At 73.0% G+C, this 14,222-nt stretch carries 13 protein-coding genes; 2 read left to right on the top strand and 11 right to left on the bottom strand.

Annotation, left to right across the window (positions count from 1 at the left end; all coding sequences use genetic code 11):
* Positions 1-20: 20 nt before the first annotated feature.
* The 6 genes from MID12_RS00985 to MID12_RS01010 all read right to left on the bottom strand — a co-directional run bounded on the left by MID12_RS00985 (position 21) and on the right by MID12_RS01010 (position 6,485).
* Entirely contained in the window at positions 21-1,772 is a 1,752-nt protein-coding gene (locus MID12_RS00985) for a serine/threonine-protein kinase (protein ID WP_263172781.1), read from the bottom strand.
* Between the two features lie 86 nt (positions 1,773-1,858).
* Positions 1,859-3,145, bottom strand: coding sequence for a DUF6986 family protein (locus tag MID12_RS00990; protein WP_040246126.1), 1,287 nt, complete (start codon positions 3,143-3,145; stop codon positions 1,859-1,861).
* A 141-nt stretch (positions 3,146-3,286) separates the two neighbouring features.
* Complete coding sequence (locus MID12_RS00995) at positions 3,287-4,249, bottom strand: electron transfer flavoprotein subunit alpha/FixB family protein (RefSeq protein ID WP_040246127.1); 963 nt, start codon at positions 4,247-4,249, stop codon at positions 3,287-3,289.
* Between the two features lie 58 nt (positions 4,250-4,307).
* Positions 4,308-5,093 (bottom strand): electron transfer flavoprotein subunit beta/FixA family protein, encoded by a 786-nt coding sequence (locus MID12_RS01000; RefSeq protein ID WP_263164223.1) that lies wholly within the window; start codon positions 5,091-5,093, stop codon positions 4,308-4,310.
* 257 nt (positions 5,094-5,350) lie between these two features.
* A complete protein-coding gene (locus tag MID12_RS01005) occupies positions 5,351-5,860 on the bottom strand; it encodes a flavin reductase family protein (RefSeq protein WP_040246129.1) in 510 nt (169 codons plus the stop codon).
* A gap of 211 nt (positions 5,861-6,071) precedes the next feature.
* On the bottom strand, positions 6,072-6,485 hold the full coding sequence (locus MID12_RS01010; protein ID WP_263164225.1) for a TlpA family protein disulfide reductase: 414 nt from the start codon (positions 6,483-6,485) through the stop codon (positions 6,072-6,074).
* A 77-nt stretch (positions 6,486-6,562) separates the two neighbouring features.
* On the opposite strand from MID12_RS01010, the gene MID12_RS01015 reads away from it, so the two are divergent.
* Positions 6,563-6,979: a DUF4395 domain-containing protein gene (locus MID12_RS01015; protein WP_263164227.1), complete on the top strand. Its 417-nt coding sequence runs from the start codon at positions 6,563-6,565 to the stop codon at positions 6,977-6,979.
* A 178-nt stretch (positions 6,980-7,157) separates the two neighbouring features.
* Positions 7,158-7,877, top strand: a complete 720-nt coding sequence (locus MID12_RS01020; protein ID WP_040246131.1) for a lysophospholipid acyltransferase family protein — start codon at positions 7,158-7,160, stop codon at positions 7,875-7,877.
* An 18-nt stretch (positions 7,878-7,895) separates the two neighbouring features.
* Here the strand turns inward: MID12_RS01020 and MID12_RS01025 are convergent, their stop codons facing one another.
* The 5 genes from MID12_RS01025 to MID12_RS01045 form a co-directional block, all read right to left on the bottom strand.
* Complete coding sequence (locus MID12_RS01025) at positions 7,896-9,224, bottom strand: chloride channel protein (RefSeq protein WP_040246132.1); 1,329 nt, start codon at positions 9,222-9,224, stop codon at positions 7,896-7,898.
* Positions 9,225-9,661: 437 nt separating this feature from the next.
* Positions 9,662-10,357, bottom strand: coding sequence for a B3/4 domain-containing protein (locus tag MID12_RS01030; protein ID WP_040255983.1), 696 nt, complete (start codon positions 10,355-10,357; stop codon positions 9,662-9,664).
* A 429-nt stretch (positions 10,358-10,786) separates the two neighbouring features.
* Positions 10,787-11,869, bottom strand: a complete 1,083-nt coding sequence (locus MID12_RS01035) for a threonine aldolase family protein (protein WP_040246133.1) — start codon at positions 11,867-11,869, stop codon at positions 10,787-10,789.
* A complete protein-coding gene (locus MID12_RS01040; protein ID WP_263172783.1) occupies positions 11,866-12,630 on the bottom strand; it encodes an SDR family NAD(P)-dependent oxidoreductase in 765 nt (254 codons plus the stop codon). The genes MID12_RS01035 and MID12_RS01040 overlap by 4 nt, the downstream gene beginning before the upstream one ends.
* A 26-nt stretch (positions 12,631-12,656) precedes the next feature.
* Positions 12,657-14,084 (bottom strand): DUF6421 family protein, encoded by a 1,428-nt coding sequence (locus MID12_RS01045; RefSeq protein ID WP_263164230.1) that lies wholly within the window; start codon positions 14,082-14,084, stop codon positions 12,657-12,659.
* Positions 14,085-14,222 lie beyond the last annotated feature (138 nt).

Consider the following 14,222-nt stretch of genomic DNA (forward strand, 5'->3'; position numbering starts at 1 on the left):
CCGCCGCCCCGGGGTGCCCGTCAGCAGTACGGCAGTCCGGGCACCGGGGCGTCGTCGGCGCCGCCCTTGATGTTGACCACGTTCACGAAGACCTGGGTGTTGCCGCTGTCGTCGTCGGTCTTGGCGGACCAGATGTTGGTGTACTTGCCCGCGTTCTCCCGGCGGCCGAGGTTCTGCTGGCAGAAGAAGTAGTTGGTGCCCGCGCGCAGGATCCCCGCCTCGGCCCCGGCCGCGGTGTACGAGGTCGCGGTGCGCCACACCTGGCAGGTGAACTTCCCGCCGCCGATGTCGTGGCAGACCGGTGCCGCGTCCCCGCCCGGCCGGCCGGTGGGCTTCGGCTTCGGCCGGGGCGCCTTGCCCGTACCGGCCGGGGAGTCCGGCTTCGCGGAGGCGGCGGGCCGGTCGCCGCCCTTCTCCGGGCGGGGCCGGGCCGAGGGCTTCTTCTCGTCGCCGAGGGCGCCGGGGCTCCCCTCGGCCGAGGGCTCGCGAGCGCTCCCGGATGACGTCCCGCCACTGCTCCCGGCCTCGTCGGCGGTCCCGTCCGAGCTGTTCATCAGGGCGATACCGGTCCCGGCGACGGCCAGCACCACGGTCACCGCCACGGCGACCAGGAGGACCGGACCACGGCGCTTCCTCTCACCGCGCCCCGGCTGCGGAAGCGTGTCCCGCCAGGGCGGCTGCCCGGTCGGGGGGTGCCCCGGCCCGTACGGCGTCGCGGGCGCCCCCTGCTCCCAGGTGCCGGGCGCGCCCGCCCGGTGGGCCGCGGGCGCCTCGCCGAAGGCGGCTCCGGCGGCGGGCGGGCCGAACGCGGCCGCGGGAGGCGCCGCGGGCGGGTATCCGTAACCCCCTTGGGGCAGCGGGGAGTTCGGGGCGGTGGGCCGCTCGGCCCCGGGTCCCGGCGGCAGCGGTGCCGCCTGCCCGGCCGCGACCGCGCGCAGCTGCGCCGCCGCCTCCTCGGCCCCCGGCCGCCACCGCGGGTCCTTGTGCAGCAGCCGCTCCAGTACCGGCATCAGCGCCCCGGCGCGCCGCGGTACGGGCAGCGGCTCGGCGACGATCGCGGAGAGCGTCGACCAGGTGGACGTACGGCGGAAGGGGGAGGCGCCTTCCACGGCCGCGTACAGGGTGGCGCCCACCGCCCAGAGGTCGGAGGCGGGACCCGGTTGCTGCCCCTGGGCGCGCTCCGGGGCCAGGAAGTCGAGGGAGCCGACGATCTCGCCGCTGCGGGTCAGATGGGAGGTGGAGCCGTCCCCGGGGTCGTCCATGGTGGCGATGCCGAAGTCGGTGAGCACGGTGCGGCCCGAGCGGTCGCGGAGGATGTTGCCCGGCTTCACATCGCGGTGCAGGACGCCCACCGCGTGCGCCGCGGCGAGGGCTTCGAGGACATCGGCGCCGAGGGCGGCGGCCTCGCGCGGGTCGAGGACGCCGCGCTCGCGGAGTATGTCGTCGAGGGAGGGCCCGTCCACGAGCTCCATCACGATGAGCGGTCGGCCCTCGATCTGGGTCACATCGTGCACCGCGATCACCCCGGGATGGCGCACCCGGGCCGCCGCGCGGGCCTCGCGCTGCATCCGCAGCTGCATATCGGCGAGTTCGGCGCCCGCGGTGTCCGTGTAGGTCCGCAGCTCCTTGACGGCGACCTCGCGGCCGAGGACCTCGTCCACGGCCCGCCAGACGACGCCCATCCCGCCCCGGCCGAGCTGCGCTACGGTCCGGTAGCGCCCGGCGAGCAGTCTGCCCGCGCCGTGCGCCTCCTGGTGCTCCCCCGTGTCCACCACTGCCCCGTTCCTGCGACGCCTCGTGCTGTGCGGGACAGCCTACGGGCAGCCACCGACAGCGCCGAACGTCCCGTCGGCCGCGGTCAGTCGGCGGGCTTCCCGGCCGCGGGTCCGGGCGCCGCGAAGGCCTCCAGGTCGGCCCGGGTCAGTCCGCTCTGCCGGGCGACCTCGCCGATGTCCAGGGCGCCGCAGTCCAGGCCGCGCAGCAGTTGCGCGCTGAGCGCCCGGGCCGTGGCGGGTTCGTCGAGCACCTGTCCCGGGGTGCTGTTGGCGTACGCGGCGAGGCGGCTCGCGGCGGCCGGGAGCAGTTCGCGGTGGAAGGCGAAGACGGCGGCGTACCGGGTGGGCAGCTGCGCGGGGTGCATGTCCCAGCCCTGCCAGTAGGCGCGGGCGAGGGCCCGCCGGACCAGCCCGTAGTGCAGCCGCCAGGCCTCGTGCACCTTGGGGGTGCCGCCGACCGGCAGCACATTGCTGGAGCCGTCGGAGAGCCGTACGCCGGTCCCCGCGGCGGCCACCTGCATCACCGACTTGGCGTGGTCGGCGGCGGGGTGGTCGCTCGACTGGTGGGCGGCGGCCACCCCGAGGGCCGCGCTGTAGTCGAAGGTGCCGTAGTGCAGTCCGCGGGCCCGGCCGCGGGCGGCGTCGATCATGCGGGCGAGGGTGACGGTGCCGTCGGGGCCGAGGACGGCCTGGCTGGTCTCGACCTGGATCTCGAACCCGAGGGCGCCGTGCGGGAGTTGGTGGGTGCGCTCGAAGCGGGACAGCAGGACGTCCAGGGCGGAGACCTGTTCCGGGTACGTGACCTTGGGCAGGGTGAGCACGAGTCCGGCGGGCGGCGGGCCCTGCCGGACCAGCGCGGTGAGGAAGATGTCCAGGGTGCGGATGCCCCGCTCGCGTACGGCGGCCTCCATGCACTTCATCCGGATCCCGAAGCCGGGCGGCGCGGAGCCGTCGGCGTGCGCCTCGGCGAGCAGCCGGGCGGCGCGGGCGGCGTCGGCGTCCTCCTCGGCGGCGGAGCGGCCCCGGTAGCCGTCCTCGAAGTCGACCCGCAGGTCCTCCACGGGTTCGCTCTCCAGCTTGGCCCGCACCCGCGCGTACACCGTCTCGGCGAGTTCCCCGTCGAGGCCGAGCACCTGCCCGAAGGACTCGGCGTCCGGGGCGTGTTCGTCCAGGGCGTCCAGGGCCCGGGCGCCCCAGGAGCGGACGGTGTCCGCGGTCAGGTCGTGGGCCGGTACGTAGACGGTGTGCACGGGCTGCCGGGTGCCGGGGTCGCCCGGGTAGCGGCGGGCCAGCTCGGCGTCCACGGGGGCGAGGAGGGTCGCGAGGGTCTCGGTGACCGAGCCGCCCAGACTTGTCGCCGACTGCTCCATGCGGTCCTCCTCGGTGGGCCGGTTGACTGCCGCGCGTGACGCTAACCAGGGCCGGGGGCCAGGTCAACGAGGCCTTGCAGCGGGCGAGCCCCCGCGACCTCGGGTCACGGGGGCTCGGTCCGGCCGCGGGCCGGGGTGCGATCAGCCCTTGCGGGTCTTGATCTCCTCGGTCAGCTGCGGGACGACGTTGAAGAGGTCGCCGACCACACCGAAGTCGACGAGGTCGAAGATCGGCGCCTCCTCGTCCTTGTTGACCGCGACGATGGTCTTCGAGGTCTGCATACCGGCACGGTGCTGGATCGCACCCGAGATGCCGTTGGCGATGTACAGCTGCGGCGAGACCGACTTACCGGTCTGGCCCACCTGGTTGGTGTGCGGGTACCAGCCCGCGTCCACCGCCGCGCGCGAGGCGCCCACCGCGGCACCGAGGGAGTCCGCGAGGGCCTCGATGACCGGGAAGTTCTCGGCGCCGTTGACACCACGGCCACCCGAGACGACGATCGCGGCCTCGGTCAGGTCCGGACGGCCGGTCGACTGACGCGGCGTACGCGAGACGACCTTGGTACCGGTGGACTTCTCACCGAAGGACACCGACAGCGCCTCGACCGTGCCCGCGGCCTGGGCCGGCTCGACCGCGGCCGAGTTCGGCTTCACCGTGATGACCGGAGTGCCCCTGGACACACGGGACTTGGTGGTGAACGAGGCGGCGAACGCGGACTGGGTCGCGACCGGGCCCTCGTCCCCGGCCTCCAGGTCCACGGCGTCGGTGATGATGCCCGAACCGATACGGACCGCCAGGCGGGCGGCGATCTCCTTGCCCTCCGCCGAGGACGGCACCAGGACGGCGGCCGGGGAGACTGCGTCGTAGGCGGCCTGCAGCGCGTCCACCTTCGGCACGACGAGGTAGTCGGCGAACTCCGGGGCGTCCGCGGTCAGCACGCGTACCGCACCGTGCTCACCGAGGACGGCGGCGGTGGACTCGGCACCCGCGCCGAGGGCGACCGCGACCGGCTCGCCGAGACGGCGGGCCAGCGTCAGCAGCTCCAGGGTGGGCTTGCGGACGGCACCGTCCACGTGGTCGACATAGACGAGAACTTCAGCCATGGGACTTCTTCTCCTGCGAATGCGAAGGATCTGGGGCGGTGGAAGGGGTGAGCGAAGCTCAGATGAACTTCTGGCTCGCGAGGAACTCCGCGAGCTGCTTGCCGCCCTCGCCCTCGTCCGTGATGATCTTGCCCGCGGTACGCGCCGGGCGCTCGGTGGCGGAGTCGACCTTGGTCCAGGCACCCTCCAGGCCGACCTCCCCGGCCTCCAGGCCCAGGTCGGACAGGTCCCAGGACTCCACCGGCTTCTTCTTGGCCGCCATGATCCCCTTGAACGAGGGGTAACGCGCCTCACCGGACTGGTCGGTGACCGAGACCACGGCCGGAAGCGAAGCCTCCAGCTCCTCGGTGGCGGCATCGCCGTCCCGGCGGCCCTTCACCACACCGTCCGCCACCGACACCTCGGAGAGCAGCGTCACCTGCGGCACACCCAGACGCTCCGCGAGCAGCGCCGGTACGACACCCACCACACCGTCGGTCGAGGCCATACCGGAGACGACCAGGTCGTAACCCGCCTTCTCGATCGCCTTGGCCAGCACCAGCGAGGTACCCACGGCGTCGGTGCCGTGCAGATCGTCGTCCTCGACGTGGATGCCCTTGTCCGCACCCATCGACAGCGCCTTGCGCAGCGCGTCCTTCGCATCCTCCGGACCGACCGTCAGCACGGTGATCTCCGCGTCATCGGCCTCGTCCGCGATCTGCAGCGCCTGCTCGACCGCGTACTCGTCCAGCTCGGACAGCAGACCGTCGACATCGTCCCGGTCGACCGTCAGGTCCTCGGCGAAGTGCCGGTCGCCGGTGGCGTCGGGCACGTACTTCACAGTGACAACGATCCTCAAGCTCACGCCGGCTCTCCTACTGCATCGTCATTTCTACTGCTGCTCTGTCGGGGGCAGCATAGGCGCCTCAAGCGGCGGTTTCAGGTCGAGGCGTCGGGGCCTCGCACCCAATATTACTCGCCAGTACACCCGGTTCGTTACCTGGGAGCAAGCGCCGTGAGCTGTGACCTTCACAACCTGCTCCACTTCTAACCCGGCGCGGGGAGAAGGGAACTGTGATCTTCCCTACTCTGCGTGACCCGGCGCCGCGTGACCCCCGCCGCTCAGGCGCTCAGCTCTCCGAAGCGGCCCTGGTGGTAGAGGAGGGGCCCGCCGGTGCCCAGGGTCTGGCCCGCGACCGCCTCGGCGAGGACCAGCCGGTGGTCGCCCGCCGGGACCCGCGCCACCACCCGGCACACCAGGTAGGCGAGGACGCCGTCGAGCACCGGGACGCCCTCGGGGCCCTCGGCCCAGCGGGTGGGGGCGGCGAAGCGGTCGGCGCCGCTGCGCGCGAAGGTGGCGGCGAGCTCGCGCTGATGGGCGCCGAGGACGTGGACCCCGACATAGGAGGCCTCGGAGACGGCGGGCCAGCTGGAGGCGGAGGTGCCGATCCCGAAGGAGACCATCGGGGGTTCGGCGGAGACGGAGGTGAGGGAGGTCGCGGTGAATCCGGTGGGTATCCCGGCGCGGGCGGCGGTGATCACCGCGACACCGGCGGCATGGCGCCGGAAGACGGAGCGCAGGAGATCGGGAGAGGCGGGCAGTGCCGTACCGAGGCCGGGCGAGACCGTCATGGAGTTGTCCTTCTGCTTCGGGGACGCGGAACCGGGCGGCGGATGCTCAGCAGGGCCGACAGCGGGTGCCGGACTCGGTGGCGGGATCCACGGGGGCGCTCCCGGGCGCGCTCGGAGGCAGAGGAGATGACGGCCGCATGGCCTCAGGCTGTCGACCGGTGGCCTGTGCAGTCAAGCCGGTTCCGGCATCTGGGAGACGGGTCACGGCCGCTCAGACCGCCTCTCCGAGGGCGGCGATCACATCCGCCGTGCGCGGCTGGCCCGCGGCCCGGCGGACGATGCCGCCCCGCGCGTCGAGCACCAGCACGGTCGGCGTCTTGAGGATGCCCAGTTCCCGTACGAGCGGCAGGCGTTCCTCGGCGTCGATCTCCACATGCGTCACCCCCGGCACCATCGCGGTGACCTCGGCGAGCACCCGCCGGGTCGCCCGGCAGGGCTGGCAGAAGGCGCTGGAGAACTGGACCAGGGTGGCGCGCTCGCCCAGTGGCCCGCCCAGTTCGGCGGCGTCCAGCCGCCGCTCGCGATCGCTCTCGCGCACTCTCACCCTCCCGTCGCGGCGCCGGTGGAGCACGCCGAAGACGCCCGCCGCGGCGAGCACACCGATGGCCACCCAGAGTCCTGTCATCGAAGGGGTGCAGCGTTCACGAGACCGCAAAGATTCCCGGGTGCCCGTACGGACTTCGGTGGGCGATCCTTGCGGGCATGGACATCGATGTGCGCGGACCCCGATTCGGTGCGGCGGTGACCACCGTCGTCCTCCTCGCCGTACTCGCTCTGGACAGCGGGTATCTGCTGGCCTTTCAGACGCTCTGCTTCGCGCTCGGCGCGGCGGGCGGGGTGGGGCGCTCGCCCTACGGCCGGCTGTTCCGGACCCTGGTGCGCCCGCGCCTCGGTCCGGCCACCGAGTTCGAGGCGCCCGCCCCGCCGCGGTTCGCCCAGGCGGTGGGTCTCGGCTTCGCCCTGCTGGGTCTCCTCGGCTACTTCGTCGGCCCGCAGTGGCTGGCCTACACGGCGACCGGGGCGGCTCTGGCGGCGGCCTTCCTCAACGCGGCCTTCGGCTACTGCCTGGGCTGCGAGGCCTATCTGCTGCTGCGGCGGGTGGGGCCGGCGAGGGGTTGAGAGGGCAATGTGCCGCAATGTGTCAACGACGTGACGAGAATCTCGCGGAACGGGGGCACCAGCTCTGGCCACGCGCTCGTTGATGGGGCACGATCGGCGAAACGCCGAAAACCTACGGCAGCGTAACTTTCCGCAGGGAGCCCTCTCCCGAGGAATACAAGAAGGGTCCTCCCCCTCCATGGCAGAGCTCGTCTACCGCCCGGTCATCGGCTTGGCTCTCACGATGTTCAAGGCGCTCGACCTGAAGATCGACCTCAAGGGTTCGGAGAACATTCCGCGCTCGGGCGGTGCCGTGCTCGTCAGCAACCACATCAGCTATCTGGACTTCATCTTCAACGGTCTCGCCGCCCGCCCGCAGAAGCGCCTGGTGCGCTTCATGGCGAAGGAGTCGGTGTTCCGCAACAAGATCTCCGGTCCGCTGATGCGCGGCATGAAGCACATCCCGGTGGACCGCAAGCAGGGCGAGGCCGCCTACGACCACGCGCTGGACTCGCTGCGCTCCGGGGAGATCATCGGCGTCTTCCCCGAGGCCACCATCTCCCAGTCCTTCACGCTGAAGAGCTTCAAGTCGGGCGCCGCCCGCCTCGCCCAGGAGGCGGGGGTGCCGCTGATCCCGATGGCCGTCTGGGGCACCCAGCGGATCTGGACCAAAGGCCAGCCGCGCAACTTCAAGCGCAACCACTTCCCGGTGACCATCCGCGTCGGCGAGACGATGGACGCGCCCCGGGACGAGTACGCGGGCGCCATCACCCGGCGGCTGCGCGAGCGCGTCGGCGAGGTCCTCGAACTGGCCCAGCGCGCCTACCCGGGCCGCGCCAAGGGACCGGAGGACTCCTGGTGGCTGCCCGCGCACCTGGGCGGCACCGCACCGACGGCGGCCGAGGCGCGCACCGCCTGAGCCCGGAGCCTCGCGGCGTCAGGGCGCCGAGGGCCCCGCGGGCAGCAGCTCGGTGGTGACGAAGGAGGTCACCACCGCGAGGATGACCACGGGGATCGTCTCGGAGCCGCCGAGCAGCAGGACCACCAGGAGCACACTGCTGACCGGCAGCCGCAGGATCCCCGCGGCCGCCGCGGCGAGACCGGCGGCGAGGCCCGGTACGACACCGAGGCCCGGCAGCGGCGAGGCCAGCAGGCCCGCGGCGCCGCCGAGGAACAGCGCGGGGAACACCGGCCCGCCGCGCAGACTCCCGAGGCAGAGCGCGTAGGCGGCGGACTTCAGCAGCAGCACCGCGACCAGGGCGCCGATGGACCAGGCGTGCGGGTCCGCGGCCAGCGCGGCGAGCGTGGCCTGCCCCGAGGAGGCCACCTCCTCCGGTGAGCGGTCGGTGAGCAGGGCGTAGAGCGCCGCGCAGCCGCCGGCCGCCGCGGCGCACAGCACCGTCGCGCCGCGCGGGCGGGCCGCGGTGAGCGCGGCGGCCTTCCGTCCGCCGAGGAGCGCGAGGCGTACGAGGACGGCGACGGCCACCGCGAGCGGCACCGCCCAGAGCACGTCGCCCGCGTCGAGTCCCGGCCGCGGGCCGGGGATCTTCAGGCCCAGGCTGCCGGTGTCCAGGCCGGTCCAGTGGCCGAAGCCGGTGAAGACCAGCGCGCCCACCCCGCTCGACAGGAGCGCCGGGAGGATGACGGCGAAGAGCTGGGGGCCGCCGATTCCGGCCACCTCGATCAGGAGCACCCCGGCGATGACCGGGCTGCCGAAGATCGCCGCGATGGCGGCCGCGGCACCGGCGGCACCGAGCAGGGCGGTGCTCTGCGCGCTCGCGGGGCCCCGCGCGAGGTCCCTCAGGAGCAGCGCGAGCCCGCCGCCGAGGGCGATCAGCGGGGCCTCCGGTCCGAGTACGGCGCCGAAGGGGAGGCTCGCCGCCGCGGCCAGGAGCACCCCCGGCAGGGTGACCGGCGGGGTGCCGCCCGCGTGCAGCCCCGCGACCGGCAGATGGCCGCCCGCCCCCGGCAGGTGACGCGCCACCAGGCCCACCACGATCCCGGCCAGTGGCAGCAGCGGCAGCGGCCACCACCAGGCGGGGTCCGCGTATCCGAGCGCCGAGGGCACCTCCTGCCACAGCAGATGCTCCAGTTGGTGCAGGCCGACCAGGAACCAGAAGGCCGCGAGCGAGACCGGGATGCCGATCAGTCCGCTGAACACCAGGGCCCTGCGGTAGGCGGGTGTCCGCAGCATCTCCCGCAGCCGGTCGGCCTCCCGCGAGTCCGCCGGCTCGGAGGGATTCGCTGCCGCCTCGTGCTGGGTCATCGGATGCGCTCCCGCTTCGGGCGCCCCGCGGGACGGAGCGCCTGCCGTCTCCCCAGGAGAAGCGAGGTCGGTCCGGGGCGCGAGCCGAGGGGGCGCGGGGGCGGGGCCTTCGCCTGCGAGTCGGGGGCCTTCGCCTGCGAGTTCCGAAGGAAGCAGCCGGGTGCCTTTGAGGGGAGCGGCCGACCTTTGCAGGGAATGGCCGGGGCTTCCGCAGGCAACGGCCGGGACCTCCGCGGGGACGATCCGCTCACGAAGGCGCCCGGGAGGACCGCCACGGGACCCGCGGGGACTCAGCGCGGGAAAGGGCCCGAACGGCGCAAGCCCGGACCCGGCCGCCGCAGAGCCGTACGCGAGCGAGCGCGACGGACCACCCGCAACCGGCGGCCGTCCGCCCCGCGACCGCCGGACCGCCCGCCCCGCGACCCCCGATCCCTCCGCTACGAGACCGCCGGACGCACAGTGATCCGCGCACCGGGGCTGAACTTGGCCAGGAGTTCGGCGAGTTCGTCCCCGGCGGCTTCGAGCGCGGAGTGGTCGAGGGGCGGCAGTCCCTCCAGGAGGAAGAGCGCCGAGACGGAGTCCTCGGTGAGCCGGGTGCGCACCCCCTGCCGCCAGTTCCAGCGGCGGCAGGTCACCCCGGCGCCGTCCCGCCAGACCACCTCGCCGGGTTCGGGGTGCTCGACCGCCGCCTCCCCCGCCGCCACGGTGGCGAACTCCTCCTCGCCGGTGGCCCGTACGAGCCGCATCCCGCCCTGGATCCGGTCGGCGTCCTCACCGCCCACGGGGATGAGGTGGGCCACGCTGATCGCGTTGTAGAGATCGACGAGCGCGTTGATCCGGGGCAGGCCGCCCTCCGCGAGGGCCCGCTTGGCGAGGGCCTCGGCGGAGTTGCGGGTCCGCGAGGGCTTGGCGCCGAAGGCGGTGTACGCGGCGCGCCAGGCGGCGAGGTGGGGGTCCTCGTGCGGGGCGCGACCGCCGAGCCGGTCGGCCAGCCGCCCGGCGGCCTCGTCGAGCAGGGCCGAACTCGCCTCGGTGCTGGGCCCGTTGACCAGTCCGGTGGCCTCCACGGCGACATGGGTGAAGCCGGGCGCGAGGGCGCGTACCTCGTCGGAGACGGTCAGTTCCAGGGTCATCGTGCTCTCGTCCTCGGGGTGGTCGGGCGGTGCGCCGGGCAGCGGCGCGCGGTGCGTCCCGCAGCGGTACGGGTCCTGCGGCGCGGCGGGGAGCCGGGCCCGGAGCTGCTCGCGGTCGGCCGCGCCCCTGAGCGCGTCGCGCACCAGGGGATGCGGTGCAGCATACAGTACGCCACAGTCCAGCCCATTGGACTCCGGGGCCAGAACGACGAAGGCCGGCCGCTCCTCACCGAGCAGGAACCGGGCTTCGCTGCGGGGAGTGCGGAATCCCGCCCCGTACGGACGGACAGGAAACGAACAGGAAGCGCACCCGGACAAGCGGAGTCCCCTGCCGCATCGCACCGTGGGCGCGTGTGACAGGGGACTGAGTCCGCGAGGGTACGGTCACGGGCCGCCGAGGGCCGGTGGACCGTGATCCGGCGGGACGGCTCAGGCGGCGGCCATCTCCTCCTTCACGGCGGCGACGAAGCCGTCGACGTCGTCCGGGGTGGTGTCGAAGGAGCACATCCAGCGGACGTCGCCGGCGTTCTCGTCCCAGAAGTAGAAGCGGTAGCGCTTCTGCAGCCGGCGGCTGACCTCCTGCGGCAGCCGCGCGAAGACCGCGTTGGCCTGGACCTCGTGCAGGATCTCGACCCCGCCGACACCGCGCACGCCCTCGGCGAGGCGGGCCGCCATCTCGTTGGCGTGGCGGGCGTTGCGCAGCCACAGGTCCTTGGCGAGCAGCGCCTCCAACTGCACCGAGACGAAGCGCATCTTGGAGGCCAGCTGCATGGAGAGCTTGCGCAGATGCTTCATCTGCCGCACCGCGTCGGGGTTGATGACGACGACGGCCTCCCCGAAGAGCGCGCCGTTCTTCGTCCCGCCGAGGGAGAGGATGTCGACGCCCGCCGCGTTGGTGAAGGTCCGCATCGGTACGTCGAGCGAGGCGGCCGCGTTGGCGATGCGGGCGCCGTCCAGGTGCACCTTCATCCCGTGGCGGTGGGCGTGCTCGCAGATGGCCCGTATCTCCTCGACCGTGTAGACGGTGCCGAGTTCGGTGTTCTGCGCGAGGGAGACGACCTGCGGCATGGCCCGGTGCTCGTCCTCCCAGCCCCAGGCCTGCCGGTCGATCAGCTCGGGGGTGAGCTTGCCGTCCGGGGTGGGCACGGTCAGCAGCTTGATGCCGCCGACGCGTTCCGGGGCGCCGCCCTCGTCCACGTTGATGTGCGCGCTCTCGGCGCAGACCACCGCGCCCCAGCGGTCGGTGAGCGCCTGGAGCGCGACGACGTTGGCGCCGGTGCCGTTGAACACCGGGAAGGCCTCGGCGCTCGCCCCGAAGTGCCCGCGGATCACCTGCTGGAGGTGGTCCGTGTAGTCGTCCTCGCCGTAGGCGACCTGGTGGCCGCCGTTGGCCACGGCGAGTGCGGCGAGGACCTCCGGGTGCGCGCCCGCGTAGTTGTCGCTGGCGAAGCCGCGGACCTCGGGGTCGTGGTGGCGGCGGGCCGCGGTGCGGGAGCTCGTCGCGGGGTTCACGGCTTCTCGGTCAGCCACAGACGGTTTCCGTTCACTTCCCGGGCGGGCTTCTCCCAGACTCCGGCGATGGCCTCGGCCAGGTCCTTCACGTCGGTGAAGCCCGCGAACTTCGCGTTGGGGCGTTCCGCGCGCATCGCGTCGTGCACCAGCGCCTTGACCACCAGGATGGCAGCCGCCGCGCGCGGGCCGTCGTCGCCCCCCGCCCTGCGGAAGGCGTCGCCGAGCGCGAGCGTCCAGGCCTCGGCCGCCGCCTTGGCCGCGGAGTAGGCCGCGTTGCCCGCGGTGGGCTTGCTGGCACCGGCCGCGCTGATGAGCAGGTAGCGGCCCCGGTCGCTGCGCTGGAGCGGCTCCTGGAAGGCGAGCGAGGTGTGCTGCACCGTACGGATCAGGAGGTCTTCGAGGAGTTCCCAGTCGGCGAGGTCGGTCTCGGCGAAGTTGGCGCTGCCGCGCCAGCCGCCCACGAGGTGCACGAGCCCGTCCACCCGGCCGAAGTCCTTCTCGATCCTGCCGACCCACTCCTTGGTGGACGCGAGGTCGAGCAGGTCCACGGTGTCGCCGGTGACGGTGGCGCCGCCGTGCGCGTAGCGGGCCGCGTCCACCGCCTCGGCGAGCCGGGCGGCGTCGGCGTCCGCCGCCGCGACCGTGGCACCCGCCTCCGCGAGCCGCAGCAGGGCCGCGCGCCCCGCCGGGCCCGCGGCGCCCGCCACGGCGACGACCGCGCCGTCGAGCGAACCCTGACCGAGCGAACCCTGACCGTTCATCCTCGCCACCTCCACGCCTTCGCTGCTCACGCTGCTCCCGCCGCGAGAAGGGGCTGGGCGCCGTCCTCGTCGCCCGCGGTGATCCCCTTGGTCGAGGCGATCACGTCCTTGAGCTTCTTCCTCAGGGCCTCGTAGAACATGCTGAGCGGAAACTCGTCCGCGAGCACCTCGTCGACGAGCTTGCGCGGCGGCAGCGAGGTGTCCAGGGCGTCGGGGCCCTTGGCCCAGCGCGAGCCGGGGTGCGGGGAGAGGAAGCGGGAGACCAGCTCGTACCCGGCGAACCAGTGGACGAGCTTCGGGCGGTCGATGCCGTCCCGGTAGAGCTGCTCGATCTCGCCGCAGAGCTGGTTGGTGACCTGCGGGGCGCGCTCCCAGTCGATGCGCAGGGTGTTGTCGGTCCAGCGGACGACATCGTGCTTGTGGAGGTAGGCGAAGAGCAGCTGGCCGCCCAGACCGTCGTAGTTGCGGACGCGCTCACCGGTGACCGGGAAGCGGAACATCCGGTCGAAGAGGACCGCGTACTGGACGTCCCGGCCCTGCGGTACGCCGTCGGCCTCCAGCTTCACGGCCTCCTTGAAGGCGGTGAGGTCGCAGCGCAGCTCCTCCAGGCCGTACATCCAGAACGGCTGGCGCTGCTTGATCATGAACGGGTCGAAGGGCAGGTCGCCGTGGCTGTGGGTGCGGTCGTGCACCATGTCCCAGAGGACGAAGGCCTGCTGGCAGCGCTCCTGGTCCTCGATCATCTCGGCGATGTCCGCGGGCAGTTCGACGCCGAGGATGTCCACGGAGGCCTTGGTGACGCGGCGGAAGCGGGCCGCCTCGCGGTCGCAGAAGATGCCGCCCCAGCTGAAGCGCTCCGGGGCCTGGCGCACCGCGATGGTCTCCGGGAAGAGCACCGCGGAGTTGGTGTCGTACCCGGCGGTGAAGTCCTCGAAGGTGATGCCGCAGAAGAGCGGGTTGTCGTAGCGGGTGCGCTCCAGTTCGGCGAGCCAGTCGGGCCAGACCATGCGCAGCACCACGGCCTCGAAGTTGCGGTCCGGGTTGCCGTTCTGGGTGTACATCGGGAAGACGACGAGGTGCTGGAGGCCGTCCTCGCGGTGCGCGGCGGGCTGGAAGGCGAGCAGCGAGTCGAGGAAGTCGGGGACCTCGAAGCCCCCGTCCGCCCAGCGGAGCAGATCGGTGACGAGCGCGTCCAGGTAGGCGGCGTCGTGCGGCAGCAGGGGTGCCAGCTCGCGGACCGCGGCGACGATCGCGTCCACGGTGCGCCGGACCTCCGGCTCGGCCGGGGCGCCCTCGGCGGAGAAGTCGATCGAGCCGTCGGCCGACTGCCAGGGCCGCAGGGTCTCCACGGCGTCCTTGAGCCTGGGCCAGGCCGGCTGCTCGACGACTCTGCCCCCGGTGGCTACGGGAGAAACCGCCCCTGCCGCACCTGCCTGCACAAAAATTTCCGTCATGACCCATCCTCCACGGGACAACCTCGCGTACACCCACCGTAAGCGCACACCATTGCCTCCACAAGGGGACCTTGCTGGAGATCTTCCCGTGACCTTGCCGATTCACCGCTCTTTTTCCCGTCAGCCGCCCACGAGCGG

The sequence above is a fragment of the Streptomyces sp. SCSIO ZS0520 genome (assembly GCF_025643355.1).
GTDB classification, from domain to species: domain Bacteria; phylum Actinomycetota; class Actinomycetes; order Streptomycetales; family Streptomycetaceae; genus Streptomyces; species Streptomyces physcomitrii.

Coding starts and splice junctions, on each gene's coding strand:
- MID12_RS00990 (WP_040246126.1), bottom strand. CDS start 3,145: ATGGAGCAGTCGGCGACAAGTCTGGGCGGCTCGGTCACCGAGACCCTC.
- MID12_RS00995 (WP_040246127.1), bottom strand. CDS start 4,249: ATGGCTGAAGTTCTCGTCTATGTCGACCACGTGGACGGTGCCGTCCGC.
- MID12_RS01005 (WP_040246129.1), bottom strand. CDS start 5,860: ATGACGGTCTCGCCCGGCCTCGGTACGGCACTGCCCGCCTCTCCCGAT.
- MID12_RS01010 (WP_263164225.1), bottom strand. CDS start 6,485: ATGACAGGACTCTGGGTGGCCATCGGTGTGCTCGCCGCGGCGGGCGTC.
- MID12_RS01015 (WP_263164227.1), top strand. CDS start 6,563: ATGGACATCGATGTGCGCGGACCCCGATTCGGTGCGGCGGTGACCACC.
- MID12_RS01020 (WP_040246131.1), top strand. CDS start 7,158: ATGGCAGAGCTCGTCTACCGCCCGGTCATCGGCTTGGCTCTCACGATG.
- MID12_RS01025 (WP_040246132.1), bottom strand. CDS start 9,224: ATGACCCAGCACGAGGCGGCAGCGAATCCCTCCGAGCCGGCGGACTCG.
- MID12_RS01030 (WP_040255983.1), bottom strand. CDS start 10,357: ATGACCCTGGAACTGACCGTCTCCGACGAGGTACGCGCCCTCGCGCCC.
- MID12_RS01040 (WP_263172783.1), bottom strand. CDS start 12,630: ATGAACGGTCAGGGTTCGCTCGGTCAGGGTTCGCTCGACGGCGCGGTC.
- MID12_RS01045 (WP_263164230.1), bottom strand. CDS start 14,084: ATGACGGAAATTTTTGTGCAGGCAGGTGCGGCAGGGGCGGTTTCTCCC.